Origin of the sequence: Emergencia timonensis (assembly GCF_900086585.1) — a bacterium.
GTDB lineage: Bacteria > Bacillota > Clostridia > Peptostreptococcales > Anaerovoracaceae > Senimuribacter > Senimuribacter timonensis.
In genome coordinates, this window is record NZ_FLKM01000008.1 from 1,869,899 (window position 1) to 1,893,917 (window position 24,019).

Sequence of the window (24,019 nt, forward strand, 5' to 3'; positions counted from 1 at the left end):
ATGAAACTGACGATTCGAGAAAGACTGTGCTACGGCTGTGGAGATTTGGGCAGCCAGTTCGCATATAATCTGGTAACGACCTATTTGATGATCTTTTTTACTGACATATTAGGCCTGTCTTCTGTGGCAGCAGGTACGATTTTCCTCATTGCCACGGCCTTTGATGCGATCAACGACCCACTTATGGGCAGTATGGCAGATCATACAAAGACAAAACACGGCAGCTATCGTCCGTATATGATGGCTGCAGCAATTCCCTACGGCATCTTTTTGGCTCTTTGTTTTGTAGCGCCTGAATGGTCTTACAGCGGCAAACTGGCCTGGGCATACGTGATGTATCTGCTGTATGTCATATTTTCAACCATGTTCCAGATGCCTTATGGATCGCTGTCAAATGTGATGACAGATGATCTCAAAGAACGCACAATGCTGGGCGCTTTCAGAGATTGGGGCGCAAATTTAGCGGGGTTCCTGCTCAATATGTTTGCTGTGACAATCATCACCCATTTCAGTGCGTCCGATCAAAACATGGACAAGCGGGGTTATCTGGCTCTGGGCATCATCGTGGCTGTCTGCTGCGTATTATTCACGTCAGTTGCTGCCTTGGGGACGAAGGAAAGGATCAGACCGCCGAAGAACACGGCAAAGCTCACAGAGAGTTTGAAATCCATAGGACAAAACAAACCGGCCCTCTGTATTCTGTTCATGGTGTTTTTCATCAATTCTTTCGTTGCATTCCGAAGTACGTTCACTACTTATTATGCGCTCTATTATTTGGGCGACGAGAATATGATTCCAATGATCCTGACTACCATGTATACTTTACCATTACTGGGGCTGCTCTTTGTCCCCAAACTGATTGAAATGATGGGCAATAAACGAATGTTCATCATCAGCGGTCTCTGTGCAATCCTCAGCGGCGGTCTATCTCTGCTTGCCGGAACGAACACGACCCTCGTCGTTCTTTCCGCAATCTTTGGAGGACTGACGTTGAGCGGTGTCTTTGCTAACATCTGGGGCTGTATGCCAAACGTCGCAGATTATGGTGAATGGAAGACTGGCATCAGAGCGCCGGGACTGATTTACGGACTGGCTACCTTTGCCATCAAATTAGCCGTGGCACTTTCCACATATCTGGTTGGATGGCTTCTGGACTGGGGCGGTTATGTGGGATCGCTGGAGGTACAGGCGGATCATACCGTGCAATTTATCTACATGGCAAATGGTGTGCTGCCTATCCTGTTTGGCATCATCGGCATTGTTATGATTCTCCCATATAACTTGACGCAAGAGAAGATGGGGAAAATCAAAACGGAGTTAGCCGATATGAGAAAAGAGAGAGAAGAATAACAGGCATGCTCCACGAAAAAACGGACATCGATTGATCGGTGTCCGTCGTTAATTTTGGCAAGGTCTCCTTACTCAGCCAGCCACTTTCCTAATTCTTCAATTTGTTTCTGATAATCCTCATTACCTGCAAAGGCGTCTTTTGGATTTTCGCCAGGGAATACCAGGGTTTTGTGATCGCCAAAGCCTGCCAGGGCGAAGCAAGTGTTGATAAACTCACCGGCAGGACGCACCGCTTCTTCTGGACTTCCGCCGCAGGTGAGCACGATGCCCAGTTTCTTTGCAGGGTCTGGCGCGGCCATGCTTTTGGCAGGGTTGAACATAGAATAGAAACGGTCAGTCAGGACCTTGCAGGTGCCAGGAACACTGCCGAAATAGATCGGCGCTACAAAGACTGCACCGGCACAGTTCTTCAGTTCTTCAATCACCGCAGAGGCGTCATCCTTCTGCACACAGCCGTCATGAGTTTTACAGTATTCGCACGCCTGACAGGAACCGACTTTCTTATCCTCTATGCGGAAAACCTCTGTCTCAAAACCAGCCTCTTTTAGTTGGGCTTCACACTGCGCTGCAATTTTGTCGCTGTTACCTTCTTTTCTTGGACTTCCAGTTATGATGATATACTTTTTCATTTGAATCAGCCTCCTTATGTAATTTTGTTGATTACCATAATTATACTACTTTTAGATGAATTTACAAGTTTGCGTATGATTCTCTTTGCGAAAGAAAATACTAGAAAAGCAGCAGTTTAGCTTGAAAGGAGAACATAGATGAGTTCAGTTTGGGAAAGAGGCGTAGAGCTTCCAAAGTTTGAAACAGTAAAAAGCGATAAAAAGGTAGACGTATTGATTATCGGAGGCGGTATGGCAGGGCTTCTGTGCGGTTATTTTCTGCAGGGCAGGAGTGCGAAATATGCAATCATAGAAAAGAACAGAATTGCAGGCGGCGTGACAAAAAACACCACGGCAAAAATCACTTCGCAGCACGGATTGATTTACAGCGGGCTTTGCCAGGACTTCGGACAGGAAAAAGCGGCAGCTTATCTGAAGGCAAATGAACTTGCGCTGGCGCAGTATCGGAAGATGGCAGCAGAAATAGACTGTGATTTTGAAGAAAAGACAAATTTTATCTATACTACAGAAGACAAAGGGAAAATCCTCGATGAGGTGGAAGCGGTCGAGAAGATTGGCGGCAAAGCCATTTACACAGAACAGGCGGAAGTTCCTTACAAGATTGAAGCTGCGGTGGGGTTTGCGAAACAGGCCCAGTTTAACCCGCTGAAGTTCATTTCTGCCATAGCGCCGGATTTGGCCATCTATGAGGAAAGCTTTGCAACCAAAATTGACAAGGAACACTTCGGTTATTCCGTAACGGTTGTCAACGGTCAGGGTCGTACAGTAAAATTTAACGCTGACAGAGTGATCGTCGCAACGCATTTTCCGTTTATGGACAAATACGGCATGTACTTTATGAAGATGTATCAGCAGCGTTCCTATGTATTGGCGCTGAAAGATGCGGCAAAGGTCGATCAAATGTATATCGGCAATAGACAAAAAGGCGACAAACTGCACAACCTGTCTTTCCGCACCTATAAGGACTACCTTCTCATCGGAGGCTGCGGCGCCAGGACAGGCACCAAATGCGGCGCCTTTGATGAACTGCGGGAAGCAGCAAAGACCTATTACCCGGAGAGTAAAGAAGCTGCAGCCTGGGCGACCCAGGATTGTATGACCCTGGACGGGATTCCTTACATCGGCCGCTACACAAAGAAAAAAGAAGGGCTCTACGTCGCAACGGGTTTCAACAAATGGGGAATGACAAACTCTATGGCTGCGGCCATGCTTTTGACGGGAAATATGGACAAGGAGCTGGCAGAAGTCTTCCGGCCAGATCGTTCCATGATGAAGCCCCAGCTCTTCATCAACGGGCTGGAGTCCGCAAAAAATCTGATGAAGCCAGTAGGACATCGCTGTACCCATCTGGGCTGTGCATTGAAGTGGAATAAAGCCGAAAAGACCTGGGACTGCCCGTGCCACGGTTCACGATTTGAAGAAGACGGCAAAATCATCGACAACCCGGCGCAGAAAAACCTAAAAGGTTAACATTGAGTTTCCCATCGCGGGCAGGTATAATAAATGATAGAATATCACTTTATGATGCCGAGAATGGGGGCGAAGTCATGGCACTGAGCAATGATAAAATAGAAAAACTCGTCAAAATTGCCACAATGTATTATGAAGAAAATAAAAACCAAAGCGAAATCGCCAGTGCCTTAGGCATTTCCAGACCCTTGGTCAGCCGCTATCTGACGGAGGCCAGGGACTTCGGCATTGTAAAAATCCAGATACAAAGTCCAATTGAAGAACGCAGAATGATCTTGGACCGGCTGCAGGAGAAATACGGGATTCGAGGCGGCGCGGTAATCGAGACCAGCGAAAATGTGGTGGATACCGACCGGGATATTGCAGACTGCATCGTGGATGGGCTCTCTAATACAGAGAGTATGCAGATCGGCGTGGGCTGGGGATCCATCATTGGAACCGTGGCGGACCGTCTGAGCACGGCACCGGAGCGGGTGCTCCATACCACAATCTACCCTCTGGTGGGCAACAGCGGCGTCTTTAACAGAGACTATCACTCTAACGAAATCGTGAGAATCTTTGCGGAGCGTACCGGCAGCAGACCAGTTTACTGGTATACGCCGGCATTTGTGGACAGCTCAGAGGAAATCAGGCGGCTGAAGGACTTGGACAGCTACAAACAGATGGAAAGCGGATGGAAGTCCATCAAGATTGCTTTTGTCAACATCGGAAACTATCCTTCGGTACCCGATTTTGCCACAGCGGCCAGTTACGGCAGCCGTCTGATTGAGCAGAAAGCCGTAGGCAAGCTCCTCTGTTATTACTACGACAGCAGTGGAAGATTTATCAAGCCGGATATGGAGTGCACCATGCAGATTCCCTTGGAAATTCTCGCAAAGCGGAAGTTCGTCGTGGGGGTGTGCGGAGCAAATGTCAGCCCCAAGGCCCTGGCAGGAGCCCTCAAGACAGGCATTTTCACCCATATCGTCGCAGCAAAGAACATATTAGAACAGGTGTAATTATGGGAAACGTGTTATTAGTAGAAGACAATCCAAATGCAGTAAAGAAGATCATCCAATACATCAGCAAAATATCAAGCGAATCGGCAGTAGTCTCTTTCGCTGAAGCTGGCGTGGCTTTGCAGTACGCAAAAGACAATGAGGTTTCCCTCTTTATCCTTGACATTCAGTTGGAGGACTACAAGGGGACCAGTTTGGCAAAACAGCTCCGCCAACTGCCGGAATATAAATATACGCCCATAATCTTTGAAACGGCTCTGGCGGGGGAAGAACTTTCCGCCTATCGCGATGTAAAGTGCTACAGCTTTCTGGTCAAACCCTTCGACGAGGAAGAATTTGTGGCAGCCTTTTGCGATGCCATGGGCTTGTCCAGTCAGATAAACCAGCAGGCCAGAACCATCCAGGTTGAACAGAAGCAATTTATTTTGGAATACATTGTGCCGGATATCGCCTACGTGGAGTCTTTCGGAAAAAGGTTGGCCGTTCACACAAGGAATCGTATATCTGACATCAAAGAAGACATGATTTCCGGTTACACACTGGCGGGAATGCTGGCGCTATTGGACGACCCTGAGTTCGTCCAGTGTCATAAGAGTTACATCGTGAACAAAAGACATATTGAGAAAATTGATAAACCTGGGCGGCAGATCTTCCTCAAAGGGTTCGCAGAGCCAATCCCTGTGGGTAATAAATATCAGTCTGCATTGTGGGGGTCGTTATGAATCTCGTTACCAATCTGATAGCCTTAGGCTTAGATGCCGGGATACTGGCTCTTTGCTGCGAAGGCGTCTTTGGACAGAAATCCAGTGGAAAGACAAGAGAACTTCTGCTCCTTCCCATACTTTTTCTGCTCTTTATCATACCGAGGGTGAATGTGATTGCCGTCAGGGAAAAAATGACTGTCTCCATTCCCGTGCAGGGGTTTGAAATCGTGCCTGTTGACGGCATCGTCGGCCTGCTGTTCCTTATTTTTTCAGTATTGCTGTTGAACAGTATCTTCTTCAGTCAGAGGAGCAGCAGCCATATTTTTTGCGGGACGATGGCGGTTTTCTCCATCTACCTCTTTGTCAAGTGCCTGAGCATTGTTTTTCTTGCTGTGTGCGGAGCGGGGGATTTTTTGCTCCTTTTAGGCAGCAGAGGCCTCTCTTTGGGCCTTGTCCTTCTGCTCATTTGCACGCCGTTTTTGGAGCAGATCCGTGAATTTGTCCAGAGGGGTGATTTTACTGTCTGGATTGTTTCTGCCAATGTGGCAATTTTACTGGCAGCCGTGCTTACTGTCCTTTCCTTTGATGTGGATCAGATTCTTTCCCATTTGTGGCTCATCGTCACCTTGCTGCTGGGAATTCTGCTGCTGGACAGCGTGCTGCTGTTTTTTCATCAGCGCAGAGGGCAGGAGCGCAAGAGAATGCATATGATTGAACAGTATGTGCCCATTGTGGAGGAATTGATTTCCCAGGTCAGAGCCAGGCAGCACGAGTTTAACAACCGTATGCTTGCCATTGAAACCGCAGTATCCCTGGCGGATACCCTGGAAGAAGCACAGCAAGAAGTGGCAGCGCTTGCCAAAGGCGTTTCCCTTACCCCCAATGACCGCGAACTGCTTTCCTGCGACAGCAAAATCATCGCCGGCATGTTATTTGACAAGATGAAACAGGCAGAGGCGGCAAACCTTCGCATTGAGCTGCAGCTGCACGGCCTTTTTAAGAAGACGGCGGTTCCCGAAACGGAATGGATCGAGGCCATGGGGATTCTGCTGGACAACGCCATCGAGGCGTCGCCAAAGGACAGCGCCATTTACATTTCCAGCAGGAAAGCAGGCGATTATCTGGAATTGCTGGTTTCCAATCCGGCACCGGTCATGTCCAATACAGAATTTATGGCCCTGTTTCGCAAGGGCGCTACGACAAAATCCAGCCAAGGGGATCGGGGCTTCGGCCTATATAACATCCTGCGCATGACAGAACGTTATCATGGTAAAATCCTGACGCGAAATGAAGTGATTCAAGGTGAAAATTATGTGGTCTTTGGTCTGCTCCTTCCGTGAGGGGGATGAACGAGGGTTTTAAGGGAACGAAATGAACTTGTTCCCTTAAAACCCTCGTTTGTTTCCAGCCGGTTGTATTGGAGTAATCAGTCAGCTATACTGAAGAAAACATGAGAAGGGAATGAATGAGATGTCTAACTTGATAAAGCTGGAAAGCAGAAAAATCTTACGGCCGGTAATATTTACAACGGTAATTCTGACAGCAGCCATGTGTGTGCTGTCCTGTACCCTCTACAAAGACTATGCCTTGCAGTACGACTTGCAAGCGTGGGAGGTAGGAACAGAATTGTTTTCTCTTCTGTACCCTCTGATTGCAGTGGTGCCCCTTTGCTGGAACTTGTACTATGAGCGGAAGAACAACTTTCTCTTGTACGTTCTGCCTCGGGTGCCCATCAAAAAGTATCTGGCGGTCAAGTGGTGCGTCTATGCCCTGGGAACCTTCTGCATGATTGGGATTCCCTACATGCTGTCAGCCGTATTTGCCATTTATGTAAAAGCGCCAGTGGTTCCTTTTTCAAATCCTTTTGATCACGTCTTTCAAAAGGCATTTACCCAGATGCCGCTGCTCTATGGGGTTATCCTCTCCTGCTGGAAGGGGATTCTGGGTATCTTGATGATGACCCTAGGTTTCGTGCTGGCCATGTACGGCAGGAATATCTTTGTGATCCTCACAGGACCCTTTGTCTACTCCATACTGGAAAACTACATTCTCTCTATCCTGAGACTTGAGCAGTACAGGCTGGTAGTTGCCTTTGACCCCACCAGCATCAGCGATGATGCCATATCTGCAATGTCTTTCCTTGCAGGGCCGTCTGTTTTAATCATCGTCATCTTACTAAGCGTTTTTTTCTTTTCAAAGGTCAGAAAAAACGCTGTCGTGAACATTTAGGAGCCGATTATGATTGCTCTGATGAAGAAAAATCTCCGCTTATGGGGATATGGAAAAGCCGCCGCCTTATTTGTCGGCTGCCTGCTCTTTTCCCTGGGAGAGCGGGTCAACGGCGTAAATTATTATCAACAACATATTTTGTCAGCGGTTTCAGACCACTATTATCTGACCTACTTTATGCTGCCTATGGTGCTGCTCAGCGCATTTTCCTTTTTAGAGGACGACGGAGGGCCGGTGATCCTGCGATTTCAAAGCTACCACAGATATTTTCTGCGAAAATGGTTTGGCACCGGGCTGGTTGCGCTACTGCTGACTGTCTTGCAGACGGCAGCCATCCTTTTGTCCGGCATTGGCCTGCCGTCAGGCAATCACTGGGAACTTGCCGCGGGAAGCATAGAAGGGGAACTGTTTTCCGTACTGCAGCAAAGTTTCAATACTCCGGCACAGACCTTTATCGCCTGCACTTTTTATCAGCTGATAGGATGCTGGATGATATTCGGCATCTGCACGTGGATCAATCACTTTGCCGGCCGGAGATGGTCTGTAGGAATCATCGTGGGACTTTATCTGATGTCCGCCGTATGGATTAAAATTTCGGTAGTGCAGAGCCTGCCTGTCACTGGCTTCAATCACTTGCTGATCTTGCATCATAATTTGCCTCATCGCTTTGCTGTGACAGGAATTACCGCGGCACTTATCGCCGCCCTTATGGCTTTGACTGTCCGATTTGCCTGGCGAAGGCAATTGCCCCATTGCCAGATCAGAGGAAGGGGCATCGCTGCTTACTATCTCAGGCAGCTGATGACCAGGCGAAATCTCCTGATTCTCTTTGCTGTGGTGATGGGGATGACCCTTTCCAAAGGGCTGGCAGGCGGCTTTCTGCAATCCGGCGCAGAATGGGTGTACACCTTGTTTGCCGGACACGGTACAGGGTATTTTCAAGTTCTGCCCTTCCTCGAGCTGCTGATCACTACCGGTGCGCCCCTCTATCTTCTGGCGGTCTTTACGGAGCACAGCGTCAGCGATCAGTCCATCTTTCTCACCGTGCGTACGGGAAGCCGCAAAAACGTGATGAGGGGGATTTTATCAGCCGGTACCGTGTTTCTCGCCCTATACGCCCTTTTGTGGCTGGCTGCGGGGTTTCTGGGAGCAGGACCGTCAGGGTACAAAAGGCTGCTTTATGCTGTTCTTATGAAAGTCCTGGATATGCTTTTGCAATTTCTGGTTATGCTAATTGTTTACTTATTTACAAGACAGATTACCATGGGCTTTCTCCTACTGCTTGCCGGAAATCTGCTCTGCATGCTGCAAGGAGCAGTTGCATCCTATCTGCCTTTTGGCCTTTCCAGTCTGGCGCGCATTTCCCTGGTGGAACCAGCAGGCGGTATATCGGCGGTGACAGCCCTCTGCATAGAAGGAGCTTTAGCCGCACTATTTTTTATCGGAATGTTTGCCCTGGGCGGTAAAAAAATATTGAATTAGGAGGTTAGAAATATGTGTTCATATATCGAAGTAAAAAACGTATCCAAAAGTTTTGACCACAGGACCATTCTTGAAGATGTGTCTCTGTCTGCAGACCGCGGAAAGGCGGTGGGCCTCGTCGGTGCAAACGGCAGCGGAAAATCGGTGCTGTTTAAGATTCTGTGTGGCTTTGAAAAACCAGACAAGGGCAGCGTTTTTGTACGGGGAAAACAGGTTGGTGCAAATGGACGGGATTTTCCAGCAGATATGGGAGTGTTCATCAATTCGCCAGGCTTTATCGGCATTTACAGCGGCTTTCAGAATCTGAAATTTCTGGCGGACATCTGCGGCAAAATCGGAGAAAAGGAAATTCGAGAAGCCATGAGTAAGGTTGGCCTTGATCCTGATAACAAAACCAAGGTGGATAACTATTCCCTGGGTATGAAGCAGAAATTGGGGCTTGCCCAGGCCATTATGGAGGGGCAGGACATTCTGGTTCTGGATGAACCCTTTAACGCACTGGACTACAAGACTTATGAGGATGTCAAAACCATCATTCGCATGTTAAAAGCGGAAGGCAAAACAATCTTTATGACTTCACACCGTTATAAAGATATCGAGCAGCTCTGCGATGAGGTATATTCCCTTGAGAATTGCCGCCTTGTTCCCATTACGGACCAAATTGCAGCGCGGTATCGCGAGATGGAGTAACCGAATAGAAACACCGGGAGACGGCCAGGAAACTGACGCAGACCTCGGTGTTTTTTTTCGCATTTAAATACATTTTCAGTAAAATCAGTTACATATGTAACAATATTCAGACAATGTTTTGCCGAGACTGTTTTCAGCCTCTCAAACCGTTGACATCGGTCGTAAAGAGGTGCTATTGTAAGCGTAAAGAGAAACATTATACGACTAGATTCAGCCAATCGGGCGTCGCAGGAATGCTTGCCCTCTTGGGAATCTACAGCATAAGGAGTTCCCAACAATTTGCTTCACAAATTGGGGCAACTCCATTAAAGAGAGGTAGTCATGAATATTGACAAACAGGTTTTATCGGAAATGCTGAGCAGTGCAGCGGAAAGCTTCATCGCGCACAGTGATGCGCTCAGCGAAATTGATTCCAAGTTCGGTGATGGAGATCACGGAATCACGGTGAAGAAGATCGGCAATCTGATCGAAGAGAAGGTAGAAAGCTGGGAAACGGAGACTTTTGGTGAATTCTTCGAAGATCTGGGCATGGCCATCATGGGCGTCAATGGCGGCAGCGCAGGGCCCCTTTATGGGACTTTGATCGGCGGCCTGGGCGTAGATCTGACCGACGAGGTCGAAATCGACGCAGAGCTGCTCAAGGAGATGTTCGCATCCTGCCTGTCCGAGATGGAGGACATAACGACGGCCAAGGTAGGAGACAAGACTATGATGGATGCGCTAATTCCTGCTGTAGAGGCAGCACAAGAAGCGGAGGATTCCATACCCGCGATTTTGAGAGCGGCCGCAGAGGCAGCAAGGCGCGGGGCGAAAGAAAGCGAAAAATTTGTATCAAAATTCGGAAGAGCAAAGAGCTATAAAGAACAGACCATCGGCACACCGGATGCCGGCGCCATGAGTACAGCCCTGTTCTTTGAAGGTTTTGCAAAACCAGTCATGTAATTGAAAAAAGGAGAGAAAACATGAAGATGAAAAAATTTATCAATGATCCTGCAAATCTGACCACAGAGTTACTAGAAGGTTTCGCATTGGCGAATCAGGACTTGGTACGCTTGGAAGAAGATAATACAGTAGTTAACAAAGCATTGGATCAGGCAGATCGTGTTACGATCGTAACGCAGGGCGGCTCCGGCCACGAACCTGCGATCAGCGGTTTTGTCGGTGAGGGTATGATCGATATTTCAGTAGTTGGGGATATCTTTGCTGCGCCTGGTCCACAGGCTTGTGTAAACGCCATCAAAAAAGCCGAAAAAGGCAAGGGCGTGTTATATATCGTTCTCAATCACGCAGGCGACATGCTGACTGGGAATCTGACCATGAAACAGTTGAAGAAAGAAAAAGACATCAAATGCGTCAAAGTGGTGACCCAGGAAGACATCGCCAACGCACCGAGAGAGAACGCAGACGACAGAAGAGGTCTGGTAGGCTGCATTCCTACTTACAAGATTGCCGGGGCGGCGGCAGCAGAAGGCAAGAGCCTGGAAGAAGTCGCTGCGGTAGCACAGCGCTTTGCTGACAACATGGCGACCCTGGCAGTGGCTGTAAGAGGAGCGACACACCCTGCAACCGGAAGCCCTCTGGCTGAACTGGGCGACGACGAGATGGAAATCGGCATGGGCCAGCACGGTGAAGGCGGCGGCGGACGCCAGACCATGAAATCCGCAGACGAGACTGCCGAGATCATGGTCAACGGACTGATCAACGATCTTTCCATCAAAGAGGGGGAAAAGGTGATGCTCATCCTCAACGGAACAGGCGCGACAACTCTGATGGAACTGTTCATCGTCTACAGAAAGTGCGAAGCGCTTTTGAAAGAAAAAGGCATTGAAATCGTTGCAAACCATGTGGGAGAGCTTTTGACAGTACAGGAACAGGCTGGTTTCCAGATGTTCATGGCGAGAATGGACGACGAGCTTCTCCACTACTGGAGCGCACCTTGCAACACACCATACATGAAAAAATAGGAGGAATCTATGGCAGATAAAGACGGAAATCAATTGGCAAAAGACTATCATGTGGGCGTCAAAGCTGAGCAGAAACCCTTCCATGTAAAAGGCATGGAGCATGCGGACTGGGGCATGAAGGACAGACTTTCCAGGATTTTCAGGCCGGATACGGGAAACACCGTCATGCTGGCCTTTGACCACGGATACATCATGGGCTCCACAGCGGGTCTTGAGAGGCTGGACCTGGTCGTGCCTGAGTTGGCGGCAGATGTAGACGTGTTCATGGCCACCAGAGGAGCGCTCAGAACCTGCGTACCGCCGACCTTCAACAAAGGGATCGCCCTCAGATGTACAGCCGGCGGCAGTGTGCTGGACGACGATATGAGTCACGAGGTCATCGGCGTTGACATCGAGGACGCTGTCAGGATGAACGCGTCCTGCATGGCGGTGCAGACTTTTATCGGGACGCCGGGCCAGAAGGTCAGCCTTGACAATCTCTGCAAGACGGTGGACGCAGGAACCCGGTATGGTATTCCGACTCTGGGTGTTGTCGCTGTAGGTAAGAACATGGAAAAGACGACCAGATTCTATCTGCTGGCGACCAGAATGATTGCAGAACTGGGCGCGCACATCGTCAAGACCTATTACTGCGAGGACTTTGACAAGGTCGTCGCTGCCTGCCCGGTACCGATCGTCGTGGCGGGAGGTAAGAAGGTGCCGGAGGCCGAGGCTTTGACTCTGGCGTATAACGCCATCAGCCAAGGCGCTGCAGGCGTGGATATGGGAAGAAATATCTTCCAGGCAGAGGACCCTAAGGCGATGTGCAAAGCCATCGCCAAGGTGGTACACGAAAAATATACGGACAAAGAAGCCTTTGAATTTTATGAGGATATCAGGAGGAGATAAAATGTCAGCAACATACATGCATATTGGAATTCCGGTGACAAACAAGAAACCAGGAATGGTATACAACGAGGACATGAAACTGTGGATGAGCAATCCAGAGGATTACGACTATGTCATCGAGTACCTGAAGTTTGAAGAGGGGACACCGTTCCCAGAGATTCTCCACCACAATCCCCACGTGGCTTATAAGGTGGATGACCTGGAGCACTACATCGAGGACGCCGACCAGTTGATCTTCGGACCAGCTCAGGCCAGCGAAACAGCCAGACTGGCTTTCGTCATCAAAGACGATGCCATCCTGGAACTATACGAAGAGAAATAACCAAAACCAATACATCATCCTAAAAAAAGACAGGGGTTGTTGCACTAAGAGCGAGTAATCCATGGATCAGATCAAACGGCGCAAATGTCTATTTTAGACGCATTATGCGCCGTTTTTCCGTTGACAGAAATGATTTGTACCAAAAATTATTACAAGATAATACAGAATTAGAAATTAATTAATGGTAAATTTAAGAAATTAACATTATAAAAGGAAAAAGAGTGCCTGAAAGATCTTGTTTACTATGAAACGCAGCGAATCTGCCTGCTAAATCTGCTCCCAAACGGCGTAACGTATCCAGAAAACAATGCTTTACGCCGTTTCTTCGTTAATGCGACAGCCCCTGTCTTTTTTTATCCGATCAGTATGACGACCTTGAACTCGTCGTCAGTAAAAGATACATCCAGGGTTCCCTGGTAGCGCTGGACGACGTCCTTTACAGAGGCCAGGCCGATGCCGTGGAAATCACCATCCTCCTTATCCGAAAGAAAACGATCTTTCCTTAATTTCACCTCGTTGCACTTTGCATTGACAATCTCATAGCTGAAATAACCGTTCTCCGCATAGCGGGCTTTGACGGAAATGCTGCGTTTGTCTCGCGGTAGCTTGCAGCATGCCTCGATGGCGTTATCCAGGGTATTGGCAAAAATCGTACACAGACTGATGTCGTCGATGGACATCAGATTGTCGATGCTGATATGGAAGAACTCGCTGATTCCCTCTTCCTGTATGAGGTTGTACTTTGCATTGAGAACTGCGTTGACCACCCCGTTTTTGCAGAAACTGCGGCTGCCTGACTGAATATAACTGGACAGCTGCTGGAAGTACCGTCTCGCTTCGGCATCATTTCCCTCATCAAGCAGATTGCCTATGACGAGCAGCTGATTGTTCAAGTCGTGGCGCAGCCTTCTGATCTGAGCCTGATTTTTTTCCAGTTCTTCATAATAGTTTTGCTGCAGGCGCAGGTTGGACCGTTCGATATCAGCGTAAATGCCGTCAGCCATGTAAGATGCGGACAGGCGTATGCAGCCGATGTTGGTGATGAGGCATGCCATGAGACAGGGCCAGATATAGTAGGACTCTCGCGGCGTAAAATAGACGCAGCTAAAAAGAGCGGTAAAGGAGGCCAGACTGATAATGGTCACCATGATCCAGGCCCGATGATCCAGAACCTGCCTCATCTTTGCAAGGGAAGGCGAGAGGAGGCGGTAAAACAGGTACCAGAACAGGATCACCAGGGAGTAGGTGGCGGTGGCCATGATGTCACTGCCGATTCCCCCGTCTTCAGGAAAAAAGAAAAAGTAAACCAGCGTGCCTACGTTCATATACAGAAAACTGACGGTAGCTGCGATCGGATAGAACAGGACAGCAATCGCCAGCTTGATGATCAATTCCCCTTCGAATAAGAGAAGATTTATAGCTATAAAAAGCAGCAGAGGTATGGTGATATTTGCCACATCGTTGGGATAAATCGGCATACCTGACACCGCGGACAGCCCGATCCACTGCATCAGAAACAGCAGGATATTCTTTCGCGGACGAAGAAAACAGCAGACGCAGCGATAGAAGAAAAAACCTGCTGTAAAGTTCATGATATCGCCGATACAGGTTAAAAGTATTGACATCGGTTACCTCCTCAGTGCAGCAGCATTTGGGCAAAAGCCACGGCAAGGTCCTGCTTGTAAGCGCGGCTCACGGGAAGCTCCTCCTCGTGGCAGAGGCAGCTTGTGGGTCTGACCTGTGTTACAAAGTGCATGTTTACCAGATAGCGATTGTGCACCCGCTGAAAGCAGGCAGGCAGCTTTGCCTCTACATCGTCCAGCTTTCCGTAGAAAGTAAAACTGTCGTTTGTTGTGACGATATGGATGGTCCTGCGGTCACTTTTAAAATAGCAGATGGCGTCCATCGGCAGGCGCAGGGTGCCGGACTTTTGCTCCACCATATAAAATTGTGTTTCCTGGCCGCTGATTTCCTGAATTGCTTTTGACAAAACCTCTCGTATCTTGGCTTCTTCATAAGGCTTGAGAATGTAGTGGAAGGCGTGGACTTCGTAACCCTGGAACACGAAGTCAGGGTATGCGGTGACAAAGATGATGATCATCTTGCAGCCCGACTGCCGAAGCAGCTTTGCGGTAGTCATCCCATCAGATCCGGGCATTTCGATGTCCAGAAAAAGAATGTCAATCTGCTCAGCGGCATCGCAGGCAGCGAGGAGGCTTTCACCGCAGTCGAATTCCTGAATTGCATAGTCCATGCCGGTTAGTTCCATCTGTACAGCAAGCAGATTTCGCAAGTCCCTGCGCAGTTTTTTTTCATCATCACAGATCGCAATTTTTAACAAAACAAAACCTCCTCATTTTTTCTCCTTGTAGGGTAACATAGGATGGCGGCAGTTGTCAAACTTTACAGAAAAGAGGTTAAATTTAGCACTTCGGCCTCTAAAAAACTGTGAGGGTTTCCCTTAAAATAGAGACAACACGAAAAATGGAGGTTGAATATGTTACAGGTACAGAATTTGAACAAAAGCTATCAAAATGGCGTAAACACATATCCGGTTTTGAAGGATGTTTCCTTTGCGGTGAAGAAGGGAGAATTTGTCGCAGTCATGGGACCTTCCGGCAGCGGAAAGACCACTCTGCTCAACTGCATCTCCTGCTTTATCCCCTCAGACAGCGGAACCATTCTGCTGGGAGGGAAGGACATCTCAGGTTTGGACGAGAGAAAAATTGCCAAGGTGAGAAATGAGAATCTGGGTTTTGTCTTTCAGGATTTCATGCTCCTGGACGGTCTGACTGTGAGAGAGAATATCTGTATGCCGCAGATCATTGCAGGCGCCCCGGTTACCCAGATGGAAGTGAAGGCGGAGAAGCTGTGCCAGCTCTTCGGCATAACCAAAGTGATCGATAAATATCCGGCAGAGATATCTGGAGGAGAGAAGCAGCGTACTGCAGTAGCCCGTGCTTTGATGAACAATCCCTATGTGATTCTGGCCGACGAGCCTACTGGAAATCTGGACAGCAAATCCTGCAAGGCAGTCATAGAGGCCTTTCTGCAGGCAAAAGAACAGGCGGGGGCTACCATCTTCATGGTCACTCATGACAGCTTTGCCGCATCTTTTTGCGACCGGGTCATCGTCCTTGCAGACGGGACGATTCATCAGGAAATCATAAAAACCGGCACCAGGCGCCAGTTTATGGATCAATTGTTAGATGTTTTGAGAAATCTGGGAGGCGGGGACGATGACAACGAGTAAAATCTATCAGAAAATGAGAAAAAACGCCAGGGGACAGTATCTGCTCCTCAGCTTCTGCGCCTTTCTGTCGGTGCTTTTGATCACCGCCTTCGCCCTGATGTATTTTGGCCCCACGGTGCAGAACTTCCTGCCGGAAGGGGGAGATACCAGGAAGATGGCCAGCCTGCTCCTTGCTGCCACGGCACTGGGCTGCTTTATCTTCACCTTGTACGCTTCCAGCATGTTCTTTCGGTACAAGAGCCGCGAGTACGGGATCCTCATGGCTTTGGGTTTAGAAAAGAAAAACTTGCGCCGACTTTTGTTCAAGGAGCTTTCGGTCATTACCGCTGCAGCGTCTCTGGCCGGACTGCTGTGCGCAATGCCCGTGTCTTATCTGATCTGGAAACTCTTTGAGTTATTTATCATTTCCAACGAGCAAATGACTTATCGCTTTGGCGCGGCAGGTTTTCTGCCAGGCATCCTCTTTGCAGCCTGCCTGGCTTTGATGCTGGGTCTTGCTGCCAGGCGTTTTATCAATAAGTCGGATATCATGGATATTCTGCGCACGCAGCACAAGACACAGATGGTAAAGACTGTGAAGGGGTGGATTCTGCCGGTGGGCATCGTGCTGATGTTTCTTGGCGTCGCTCTGGGAAGCGGCCTTCCGCAGGTTGCCGCCAGGGTCTTCAAGGTCAATCTGCCTTCTGCGGTGAACCTGTTCTATCTCCTCACGGTGATGGGCATCTACCTGGTGCTGCTCAGCATCGTAGCCCAGAGTCGTGCGGGGAAAAACAAGGAGAAATATTACAAGAATCTGGTGTCCATCAGTCTGATGCGTTTTACAGCAAAGGCATCTACGCGGAATATGTGCGTCATCGTGCTGCTGATCTTTGTCTGCTGCTTTGCTTCCTTCTACGGAATGCAGTACAGTCTGACGCCGGATCTCGCAAAAAGTGATGATTTTGCTTTTTCCCTCCATTATCCTGCTTTGGAAAAACAGATAGATCAGGCGGATGTCTACAGGACAGCTGAAAAATATGACCTGAAGGTTGAGGACTTTATCCAGGGGCAGGCATCTAATCTGGTCATCTCTTATACGGCCACGGATATCAGCGAAGATGAAAGCCGATATGTGGAAAAGTATTATGACCAGCAGAAAGGGGCGCTTTTCCTTTCCGCCAGCAGTTATGCGGCCATCTCTGGAAAGAAGATCACCGTGCAGGAAGGAACCTATAAGACAGTAACATCGAAAGATTATAAGGGATTTTTTGACCAGGTGGACGGATTAGACAGGGTGACAAATCCTGACAGCGGCAAATCCATGAAGCTGGCATATGGCGGCAGCCTGGAGCAGAATTCGCTATACGCCATGAGCGACCCCTTTGCCTATGTCATCAGTGACGACGATTACAGTAGGATGACCAGAGGGCTGGATCAAGACTACCAGGAGAATCTGATTTTCTTCGATGTAGATGACGTTGAGCGTTCCTACGGTTTTGCCAAAGCTTTGCTGTCTCAATACGTGGATCGGGCTACGGCGCGTTCTAACCACATGGGTTACTGGGACGCCTGGGAAGAGCAGCAGACACAGAAAGCAGGCAAAGAGTACGGATACAGCGATCGAATCGATATGTCCATGGACAACAATCTGCTTTTGAATGACTGGAAATATGCACCGGGTTTTCAGATTATCCAACTGCAGGATCAGATGCAGCTGATCAGTGTATACGTGATGCTCTGCCTTTATATCTGTATCATTGCGCTGGCAGCGGTCTCCGTCATGACCTATGTGCGAAGCATTTCAGTGGCATCTGATAACAAGGAGCTGTTCGACAGCCTGGAAAAGCTGGGCGCCGACAGAGCCTATCGGCAGAAGGTGCTGAAGAGACAGTTGGCAAAGATTTTCCAATATCCGACTGCCATCGGATGCAGTCTGGGATTCCTCTTCTCACTGGCTATGGATATTTCTAATGATGGAAGGCTGGCGGGCACAGAATTTACGGCCCTGGGCATCTTATTAGGCATTATTGCAGCCATCTCTGCCATCCTGTTTGCAGTCTATCGTTATGCATTAAAACGGGCACAGATTCTCATAGGAATATAGTTGCAAAAGGACACAGCCGCGGGACGCTGTGTCCTTTTGTTGTACGGAAGATACTGTTCTGGGGAGCAGAGTTGTGGTACAATGTCCTTACCCGGCGAGTGGTGAGCAAGAGCGAAGACAGAGCCGAGGTAAGACAGGTGCCCAGTGCCTCTTAGCGAGTGGCGAGGCGAAGCCGAAGACAGAGCTTAGAGCATATGATACAATGTTTGATGGACAAACAAACTAGAACGGAGCAAAAAATGAAGTACGTAAGACAGTTTACAATCATCTTAGTGGTCTCTTTCATTGGGGAACTATTGAATTACCTGATCCCTTTGCCAGTGCCTGCCAGCATTTACGGACTGGTCATCATGCTGATCTGTCTGCTGACTGGCGTGATTCCGCTGCATGCGGTAAGAGATACAGGGCGTTTTCTCGTGGAAGTCATGCCGCTGATGTTCATTCCGGGAGCTGTGGGACTTCTGGAATCCTGGGGCGTGCTGAGACCGATATGGGCGCCAGTTCTGGCCATTACAGTCGTTACGACAGTGGCCGTCATGGCAGCGACAGGAAGAATTACCCAGGGGATCGTCCGAATGGGACAAAAGAAAGAAGGCGGGGAGGCAGCAAATGAATAGTTTTTTGCAGGATTCTGTCTTTTTTGGTGTAGCTGTCAGTATTATCGCCTATGAAGCAGGCTCTCAATTGAAAAAGAAATTTAAAACAGCAATTTTTAACCCGCTTTTGATCGCTGTGGCGGCGACCATCGTCCTATTGATTTTATGCGGTATCGATTATGACAGCTATTATGAAGGCGCCAAATATCTCAGCTATCTGTTGACGCCGGCTACGGTCTGCCTTGCAATTCCCATGTATGAGCAGATGGAACTGCTGAAAAAGAATTGGAAAGCGGTCATGGCAGGAATTTTGTCGGGCGTCCTGACCAGTCTGATCTGTATTCTGGCCATGGCAGCCGTTTTCAGTCTCAGCCACGAAACCTATGTCACTTTACTGCCGAAATCCATTACGGTAGCCATCGGAATGGGCGTTTCGGAAGAATTGGGCGGTTATGTGACGATCACCGTCGCAGTGATTTTGATAACGGGAATATTGGGCAATATGATCGGTGAGGGCGTATGCAGATTATTCCGCATCAAGGAGCCAATTGCAAGAGGCGTTGCGATCGGCACGGCATCTCACGCCATCGGAACTGCCAGAGCGATGGAGATGGGCGAAGTCGAGGGCGCCATGAGCAGCCTCTCTATCGCAGTAGCCGGACTGCTTACGGTAGCCTTCGCCTCCGTGTTTTCGTTTTTTTGGTAAGGAGACTGCATATTTGCGAGCGAAAGATAGGATACTAACTAGGAAGTATTTAGGAGGAGTTGATCATATGAAGGAAATCAAACTTAAGGCTGACAAGCCTTTTCACAACAACGTAGATGTGGCAGTCATCGATTTTCCAGACGGTCCGGAAGGTGAAGAACGCCAGCGCTGCAAAGTGACGGTAGAATTTGCAGAAAGCGATGTAAAACAGCTGCAGGACAGAGGCTTGGACTTTGATGGAGCCATGGAGTATTACAGAGATTGGCTGGACAAGGTCGTAAAGGTGCACTTGGCGACGGAATGGAAGTGCATAAACGGCTACGACCAGGTGATGGATATCATCAAAGAAAAGGTGAGCCAGTATTATTAACTAAAGAGAGAAGGCGGCTTTGCGGCGGATCGATTTTCGCCCTTCCGCCTTTTTGTTTTAAATCCGGCAAAAGTGCCATAATCGGGTGATTTTGCTGCATTTATGGCAGATTTGATCTTTTACCAGCCTCTTCAGAGAAATAAAAAGCCCAAATTCGACGGAATAAGGCATAAAAATACGGTTTAATACAAAGGAATATCACTACATAATTTTGAAGTCTATTGGCATTTTTTACATTTTATGGATAATTAATCGAAAATAAGCTTTTATTTCTCAAAAAAGTGCCTAAAGTGGGCAGTTTTAAGTATATTTATGGCGGATTATTCGGTTTTTGCACGGGGGTGATTCCGGCATCTGCCTCCATGTTAAAAAAATTTAAATCCCCTTGTGAGAAACCGTTCGAAATGTGGTATACTATAATTTAGAAATTTTTTAGAGAAAGAGATGAGGAAAATATGACAAAAGTAGATATTTTCTCCGGTTTTTTAGGTGCCGGAAAGACAACGTTAATTAAAAAACTGATTGAAGAGGCTTATAAAGGCGAACAGATCGTTTTGATAGAGAACGAGTTTGGAGAAATCGGCATTGACGGCGGGTTCCTCAAAGATGCGGGAGTACAGATTAACGAGATGAATTCCGGATGTATCTGCTGCAGCCTGGTGGGCGACTTTGGCAAAGCATTGGATCAGGTAATTAACGAATATGCGCCGGACAGAATTTTGATCGAACCGTCAGGCGTTGGCAAACTCAGCGATGTCATTCTCGCTGTAGAGCGCCTGCACAACGACAAAATTCAACTGAACGGATTTACCACAGTCGTAGACGCGAAAAAGGCGAAGATGTACATGAAGAATTTTGGTGAGTTTTTTAACAATCAGATTGAACATGCCAGTTCGATTATTCTGAGTCATACAGCAGGACTGTCTCAGGACAAGCTGGATGCCTGCGTTGCCTTGATGCGTGAGCACAATCAGGAGGCAACGATTGTAACGACACCGTGGGAGGAGATTACCGGTCAGCAGATTCTTGCTACCATGGAGCAGAAGAATACCATCGCTGCAGAACTCGCTCATCTGGAAGAGGAAGCTCACGACCACGAGCATCATCACCACGATCATGACGAGCACAGTGACTGCGGGCACGACCATCATCATGACCACGACCATCATCACCACGATCATGACGAACACTGTGACTGCGGGCACGACCATCATCATGACCACGACCATCATCACCACGATCATGACGAACACTGTGACTGCGGGCACGATCATCATGACCATGAGCATCATCACCACGATCACGACGAGCACTGTGACTGCGGCCATAACCACCACGACCACGAGCATCATCACGACCATCATCACCATCACGATCACGAAGGACATCACCACGCCGACGAAGTTTTCACCAGCTTTGGCGTCGAGACTGCACACAAGTTCACAGAAAAGCAGATTGAAGAAGCGCTTTCCGCTCTGTCGAATTTTGCTGAATACGGGCAGGTTCTCAGAGCCAAGGGCATCGTAGAAGGAGAAGACGGCCAGTGGATTCACTTTGATTACGTGCCGGGTGAGCCGGACGTAAGACACGGAAGTGCGGCAGTTACAGGCATGCTCTGTGTCATCGGAGCGGGAATCGAAGAAGACAGCATCAAAGAGCTGTTCGGGCTGTAAGAGGTGGCGTTTATGGAAATACCAGTATATTTATTTACCGGTTTTTTAGAAAGCGGTAAGACGACATTTATTCAGGAAGCCTTGGAAGGCGATGATTTTAACGCAGGTGAGAGAACGCTGTTTCTCCTGTGTGAAGAGGGTGAAGCCGAATACCATCCCAGCAGATTTTTCGGAACCAAGGTTTTCTTCGAGACGATAGAAGATGAGGAGGAGCTGACGACGGAGCATCTGCGTGATCTGCAGCTGAAACATAAGGTTGAGCGGGTTGTCGTGGAGTATAACGGCATGTGGAATCTGGATACCTTCTATCAGAACATGCCCGAAGAATGGGTGACGTACCAGGAGATGATGTTTGCCGATGCGCGGACTTTTCTCCAGTACAATCAAAACATGAGGCAGCTGGTCTTTGACAAACTGAAGAGTGCGGAGCTGGTCGTTTTCAATCGCTGTGAGCGAGGATTTGACAAGATGGAATTTCACAAGATTGTCAGAGCCGCCAATAGAAGAAGCCAGATTCTATATGAATACGGCAAGGACGATGTGGAGATGGATCAGATTGAAGACCCCCTGCCATTTGATTTCGACGCAGCGATCATAGAAGTTGAAGATAACGCCTTTGCCGAATGGTATCGGGATATCAACGAAGAGCAGGACAAATACGATGGCAAAGTCCTCAAGGTCAAAGGCCGCAGTGTCCTGGGCGGCGGTATGGCGGACGATCACTTCGTCTTTGGCCGCCACGTCATGACTTGCTGTGTAGAGGACATTCAATTTGCCGGTCTGGTGTGCAGATGGGATAACGCTGCCAATCTCCTGAAACACGGCGGCTGGGTTACGATTACTGCAAAAGTAAAGGTGGAATTCGACGACGTCTACGGCGAAGCTGGCCCTGTATTATACTGCAGTGAAGTAAAAGAAGCGGAGGAAGCCGACCCGGAAGTTGCACAATTTTAAATAGAAAGGGCGAATTCTGGCTTGGGCAGAGAGGGAAATGAAGCAAAAACAGTCAGATTTTTGATAGGATTTGCACAGAAAAGCGAACTGAACAATATAATTTTAACAAAAATGTTAACCAAAATGCACGAAAATCAAGGATGAAAGGGTATCTTTTATCCTTTTTTCTTACAAATACGGAAGAAATAAAAAAATTCTTACATTATTATGGCAAAAAGTGTTATAATAATTATAATGAGTGAAACGTTGAAAGGAGATGTGAGCCAATTATGTATGATATTAATGATTTGATCATGTACGGCGGCACGGGGGTCTGCAAAATATCCGATATATCTAATAACGTGTTTTCTGGTTCTAGTGAGGACAGGCTGTATTATGTGTTAGAGCCCTTATACCAAAGCGGCGTGATATATGCACCAGTAGACAACGAGAAAGTTTTCATGCGACCGGTGATATCAGAGGACGAAGCCAAAGACTTGATCGATAACATTCCGCAGATTCATACTGAGATTTACAAAAGCAGCAGTATGCAGCAGTTAACAAAGTATTACCAGTCGGTTATCGATTCTCACAAATGTCTGGAACTTCTGCAATTGACAAAATCCATCCATGCCAAAAAGGTGGACGCCATGAAACAGAACCGGCATTTGGGACAAATCGACAAGAAGTTTATGAAGAAAGCGGAAGACCTTTTATTTGGAGAATTTGCCGCAGCACTTCGCATTTCGAGAGACGATGTGGAAGGCTTCATACAGGAACGATTAGACGAAGAGTAATAGAGATGGCAAAGCGATAGACAGCAAATCGGGTATGATTTGGTTGTCTATTTTTTTGTTTGATAGGAAATATGAATTTCCTATCAAACAAAAAAGGGGTGTGCAGAGGGGAATCCCCTCGCCGCCCTAAGGAGGGTGCTCAGCCTGCAAAGCAGGCGCCGAAGGGAACCTAGGGTTCCCTAGTGGAGTGGCGTCAGCCACCTTTTTTGTTTGACAAAAGCCTTTTTCCTATTGACATGTACAGGAAAAGCGGTATAATGATTCTTGCCCCATAGTTTACTAATACTAAACAAACAGTTTACAATCTTTGTGATTACCTTGAGGTAAAGGAGAGGAAATGGAAATGGATATAGGATCCAAAATTAAAGAACTGAGAGTCGTGAAAGGTTTGACCCAGGAAGAGCTGGCCGATCGGGCGGAGCTGTCGAAGGGGTTTATCTCGCAAGTAGAAAGAGACTTGACTTCGCCGTCTATCGCTACCTTGTCAGATATTTTACAATGCTTAGGCGTATCCGTTGCCGAATTCTTCGCTGAAGACAGCGACGACCAAGTGGTATTCAAAGACGAAGATTATTTTGAAAAGATCGACAGCGATTTAAAAAATACGGTTGAATGGATTATTCCCAATGCCCAGAAGAACATTATGGAGCCGATCCGTCTGACCCTTGCGGCAGGCGGACAGACCTATCCCGATACCCCTCATGAAGGCGAGGAATTTGGGTATGTCATCAAAGGCGAAATCACCATACATATCGGAAAGAAGACCCATGCGGCAAAGGCGGGAGAATCTTTCTATTATACGCCAGAGAAAAAACATCATATATCATCAAAAAAGGGAGCGAAACTCATCTGGGTCAGCTCACCTCCTAGTTTCTAAAGAAA

The 24,019-nt window shown here is 48.0% G+C and carries 24 protein-coding genes; 21 read left to right on the plus strand and 3 right to left on the minus strand.

The annotated features are described in order from the left end of the window. On the plus strand, positions 1-1,350 hold the full coding sequence (locus BN6539_RS09990) for an MFS transporter (RefSeq protein WP_067537381.1): 1,350 nt from the start codon (positions 1-3) through the stop codon (positions 1,348-1,350). Positions 1,351-1,418: 68 nt separating this feature from the next. Here the strand turns inward: BN6539_RS09990 and BN6539_RS09995 are convergent, their stop codons facing one another. After that, positions 1,419-1,979 (minus strand): flavodoxin family protein, encoded by a 561-nt coding sequence (locus BN6539_RS09995; protein ID WP_067537383.1) that lies wholly within the window; start codon positions 1,977-1,979, stop codon positions 1,419-1,421. A 138-nt stretch (positions 1,980-2,117) separates the two neighbouring features. Between BN6539_RS09995 and BN6539_RS10000 the strand changes: the two genes are divergently transcribed. The 11 genes from BN6539_RS10000 (at position 2,118) to BN6539_RS10050 (ending at position 12,726) form a co-directional block, all read left to right on the plus strand. Beyond that, on the plus strand, positions 2,118-3,449 hold the full coding sequence (locus BN6539_RS10000) for an FAD-dependent oxidoreductase (RefSeq protein ID WP_067537387.1): 1,332 nt from the start codon (positions 2,118-2,120) through the stop codon (positions 3,447-3,449). Between the two features lie 77 nt (positions 3,450-3,526). Next, on the plus strand, positions 3,527-4,447 hold the full coding sequence (locus BN6539_RS10005) for a sugar-binding transcriptional regulator (protein WP_067537390.1): 921 nt from the start codon (positions 3,527-3,529) through the stop codon (positions 4,445-4,447). A 2-nt stretch (positions 4,448-4,449) separates the two neighbouring features. After that, entirely contained in the window at positions 4,450-5,169 is a 720-nt protein-coding gene (locus BN6539_RS10010; RefSeq protein WP_067537394.1) for a LytR/AlgR family response regulator transcription factor, read from the plus strand. Beyond that, positions 5,166-6,491: a sensor histidine kinase gene (locus tag BN6539_RS10015; RefSeq protein WP_067537397.1), complete on the plus strand. Its 1,326-nt coding sequence runs from the start codon at positions 5,166-5,168 to the stop codon at positions 6,489-6,491. The genes BN6539_RS10010 and BN6539_RS10015 overlap by 4 nt, the downstream gene beginning before the upstream one ends. Before the next feature lie 130 nt (positions 6,492-6,621). Continuing rightward, positions 6,622-7,380, plus strand: coding sequence for a hypothetical protein (locus tag BN6539_RS10020; RefSeq protein ID WP_067538236.1), 759 nt, complete (start codon positions 6,622-6,624; stop codon positions 7,378-7,380). Between the two features lie 9 nt (positions 7,381-7,389). Further along, a complete protein-coding gene (locus BN6539_RS10025) occupies positions 7,390-8,862 on the plus strand; it encodes a hypothetical protein (protein ID WP_067537402.1) in 1,473 nt (490 codons plus the stop codon). Positions 8,863-8,874: 12 nt separating this feature from the next. Next, complete coding sequence (locus tag BN6539_RS10030) at positions 8,875-9,552, plus strand: ABC transporter ATP-binding protein (protein ID WP_067537405.1); 678 nt, start codon at positions 8,875-8,877, stop codon at positions 9,550-9,552. 321 nt (positions 9,553-9,873) lie between these two features. Beyond that, positions 9,874-10,494, plus strand: a complete 621-nt coding sequence (locus BN6539_RS10035; protein WP_067537408.1) for a dihydroxyacetone kinase subunit L — start codon at positions 9,874-9,876, stop codon at positions 10,492-10,494. A gap of 20 nt (positions 10,495-10,514) precedes the next feature. After that, entirely contained in the window at positions 10,515-11,516 is a 1,002-nt protein-coding gene (locus BN6539_RS10040; RefSeq protein ID WP_067537411.1) for a dihydroxyacetone kinase subunit DhaK, read from the plus strand. 9 nt (positions 11,517-11,525) lie between these two features. Beyond that, positions 11,526-12,404, plus strand: coding sequence for a 3-hydroxy-5-phosphonooxypentane-2,4-dione thiolase (lsrF, locus tag BN6539_RS10045; RefSeq protein ID WP_067537414.1), 879 nt, complete (start codon positions 11,526-11,528; stop codon positions 12,402-12,404). 1 nt (position 12,405) lies between these two features. Continuing rightward, the gene (locus BN6539_RS10050) at positions 12,406-12,726 is read left to right on the plus strand and encodes a hypothetical protein (protein WP_067537417.1); all 321 of its coding nucleotides are present in this window, start codon (positions 12,406-12,408) and stop codon (positions 12,724-12,726) included. Positions 12,727-13,079: 353 nt separating this feature from the next. Here the strand turns inward: BN6539_RS10050 and BN6539_RS10055 are convergent, their stop codons facing one another. Together BN6539_RS10055 and BN6539_RS10060 are read right to left on the minus strand one after the other, a co-directional pair. Next, positions 13,080-14,351, minus strand: coding sequence for a sensor histidine kinase (locus tag BN6539_RS10055; RefSeq protein WP_067537421.1), 1,272 nt, complete (start codon positions 14,349-14,351; stop codon positions 13,080-13,082). A gap of 11 nt (positions 14,352-14,362) precedes the next feature. Continuing rightward, entirely contained in the window at positions 14,363-15,067 is a 705-nt protein-coding gene (locus tag BN6539_RS10060) for a LytR/AlgR family response regulator transcription factor (protein WP_067537424.1), read from the minus strand. Positions 15,068-15,223: 156 nt separating this feature from the next. On the opposite strand from BN6539_RS10060, the gene BN6539_RS10065 reads away from it, so the two are divergent. The 9 genes from BN6539_RS10065 to BN6539_RS10105 all read left to right on the plus strand — a co-directional run bounded on the left by BN6539_RS10065 (position 15,224) and on the right by BN6539_RS10105 (position 24,014). Next, entirely contained in the window at positions 15,224-15,979 is a 756-nt protein-coding gene (locus BN6539_RS10065; protein WP_067537427.1) for an ABC transporter ATP-binding protein, read from the plus strand. After that, complete coding sequence (locus BN6539_RS10070) at positions 15,966-18,062, plus strand: FtsX-like permease family protein (RefSeq protein ID WP_067537429.1); 2,097 nt, start codon at positions 15,966-15,968, stop codon at positions 18,060-18,062. The genes BN6539_RS10065 and BN6539_RS10070 overlap by 14 nt, the downstream gene beginning before the upstream one ends. Before the next feature lie 239 nt (positions 18,063-18,301). After that, the gene (locus BN6539_RS10075; RefSeq protein ID WP_067537433.1) at positions 18,302-18,679 is read left to right on the plus strand and encodes a CidA/LrgA family protein; all 378 of its coding nucleotides are present in this window, start codon (positions 18,302-18,304) and stop codon (positions 18,677-18,679) included. Continuing rightward, positions 18,672-19,364: an LrgB family protein gene (locus BN6539_RS10080; protein WP_067537436.1), complete on the plus strand. Its 693-nt coding sequence runs from the start codon at positions 18,672-18,674 to the stop codon at positions 19,362-19,364. The genes BN6539_RS10075 and BN6539_RS10080 overlap by 8 nt, the downstream gene beginning before the upstream one ends. A gap of 67 nt (positions 19,365-19,431) precedes the next feature. After that, positions 19,432-19,734, plus strand: a complete 303-nt coding sequence (locus BN6539_RS10085; protein WP_067537439.1) for a hypothetical protein — start codon at positions 19,432-19,434, stop codon at positions 19,732-19,734. A gap of 455 nt (positions 19,735-20,189) precedes the next feature. Next, positions 20,190-21,407: a CobW family GTP-binding protein gene (locus tag BN6539_RS10090; RefSeq protein WP_067537444.1), complete on the plus strand. Its 1,218-nt coding sequence runs from the start codon at positions 20,190-20,192 to the stop codon at positions 21,405-21,407. A gap of 12 nt (positions 21,408-21,419) precedes the next feature. Continuing rightward, entirely contained in the window at positions 21,420-22,361 is a 942-nt protein-coding gene (locus BN6539_RS10095; RefSeq protein WP_067537447.1) for a TIGR03943 family putative permease subunit, read from the plus strand. Between the two features lie 269 nt (positions 22,362-22,630). Then, positions 22,631-23,137 (plus strand): CarD family transcriptional regulator, encoded by a 507-nt coding sequence (locus BN6539_RS10100; RefSeq protein ID WP_067537452.1) that lies wholly within the window; start codon positions 22,631-22,633, stop codon positions 23,135-23,137. Between the two features lie 343 nt (positions 23,138-23,480). Next, entirely contained in the window at positions 23,481-24,014 is a 534-nt protein-coding gene (locus BN6539_RS10105) for a cupin domain-containing protein (protein ID WP_067538239.1), read from the plus strand. Positions 24,015-24,019 lie beyond the last annotated feature (5 nt).

Bases quoted from the DNA above. Each gene is read 5' to 3' on its own strand.
- BN6539_RS09990 (WP_067537381.1), top strand. From the start codon at position 1: ATGAAACTGACGATTCGAGAAAGACTGTGCTACGGCTGTGGAGATTTG.
- BN6539_RS09995 (WP_067537383.1), bottom strand. From the start codon at position 1,979: ATGAAAAAGTATATCATCATAACTGGAAGTCCAAGAAAAGAAGGTAAC.
- BN6539_RS10000 (WP_067537387.1), top strand. From the start codon at position 2,118: ATGAGTTCAGTTTGGGAAAGAGGCGTAGAGCTTCCAAAGTTTGAAACA.
- BN6539_RS10005 (WP_067537390.1), top strand. From the start codon at position 3,527: ATGGCACTGAGCAATGATAAAATAGAAAAACTCGTCAAAATTGCCACA.
- BN6539_RS10010 (WP_067537394.1), top strand. From the start codon at position 4,450: ATGGGAAACGTGTTATTAGTAGAAGACAATCCAAATGCAGTAAAGAAG.
- BN6539_RS10015 (WP_067537397.1), top strand. From the start codon at position 5,166: ATGAATCTCGTTACCAATCTGATAGCCTTAGGCTTAGATGCCGGGATA.
- BN6539_RS10020 (WP_067538236.1), top strand. From the start codon at position 6,622: ATGTCTAACTTGATAAAGCTGGAAAGCAGAAAAATCTTACGGCCGGTA.
- BN6539_RS10025 (WP_067537402.1), top strand. From the start codon at position 7,390: ATGATTGCTCTGATGAAGAAAAATCTCCGCTTATGGGGATATGGAAAA.
- BN6539_RS10030 (WP_067537405.1), top strand. From the start codon at position 8,875: ATGTGTTCATATATCGAAGTAAAAAACGTATCCAAAAGTTTTGACCAC.
- BN6539_RS10035 (WP_067537408.1), top strand. From the start codon at position 9,874: ATGAATATTGACAAACAGGTTTTATCGGAAATGCTGAGCAGTGCAGCG.
- BN6539_RS10040 (WP_067537411.1), top strand. From the start codon at position 10,515: ATGAAGATGAAAAAATTTATCAATGATCCTGCAAATCTGACCACAGAG.
- lsrF (WP_067537414.1), top strand. From the start codon at position 11,526: ATGGCAGATAAAGACGGAAATCAATTGGCAAAAGACTATCATGTGGGC.
- BN6539_RS10050 (WP_067537417.1), top strand. From the start codon at position 12,406: ATGTCAGCAACATACATGCATATTGGAATTCCGGTGACAAACAAGAAA.
- BN6539_RS10055 (WP_067537421.1), bottom strand. From the start codon at position 14,351: ATGTCAATACTTTTAACCTGTATCGGCGATATCATGAACTTTACAGCA.
- BN6539_RS10065 (WP_067537427.1), top strand. From the start codon at position 15,224: ATGTTACAGGTACAGAATTTGAACAAAAGCTATCAAAATGGCGTAAAC.
- BN6539_RS10070 (WP_067537429.1), top strand. From the start codon at position 15,966: ATGACAACGAGTAAAATCTATCAGAAAATGAGAAAAAACGCCAGGGGA.
- BN6539_RS10075 (WP_067537433.1), top strand. From the start codon at position 18,302: ATGAAGTACGTAAGACAGTTTACAATCATCTTAGTGGTCTCTTTCATT.
- BN6539_RS10080 (WP_067537436.1), top strand. From the start codon at position 18,672: ATGAATAGTTTTTTGCAGGATTCTGTCTTTTTTGGTGTAGCTGTCAGT.
- BN6539_RS10085 (WP_067537439.1), top strand. From the start codon at position 19,432: ATGAAGGAAATCAAACTTAAGGCTGACAAGCCTTTTCACAACAACGTA.
- BN6539_RS10090 (WP_067537444.1), top strand. From the start codon at position 20,190: ATGACAAAAGTAGATATTTTCTCCGGTTTTTTAGGTGCCGGAAAGACA.
- BN6539_RS10095 (WP_067537447.1), top strand. From the start codon at position 21,420: ATGGAAATACCAGTATATTTATTTACCGGTTTTTTAGAAAGCGGTAAG.
- BN6539_RS10100 (WP_067537452.1), top strand. From the start codon at position 22,631: ATGTATGATATTAATGATTTGATCATGTACGGCGGCACGGGGGTCTGC.
- BN6539_RS10105 (WP_067538239.1), top strand. From the start codon at position 23,481: ATGGATATAGGATCCAAAATTAAAGAACTGAGAGTCGTGAAAGGTTTG.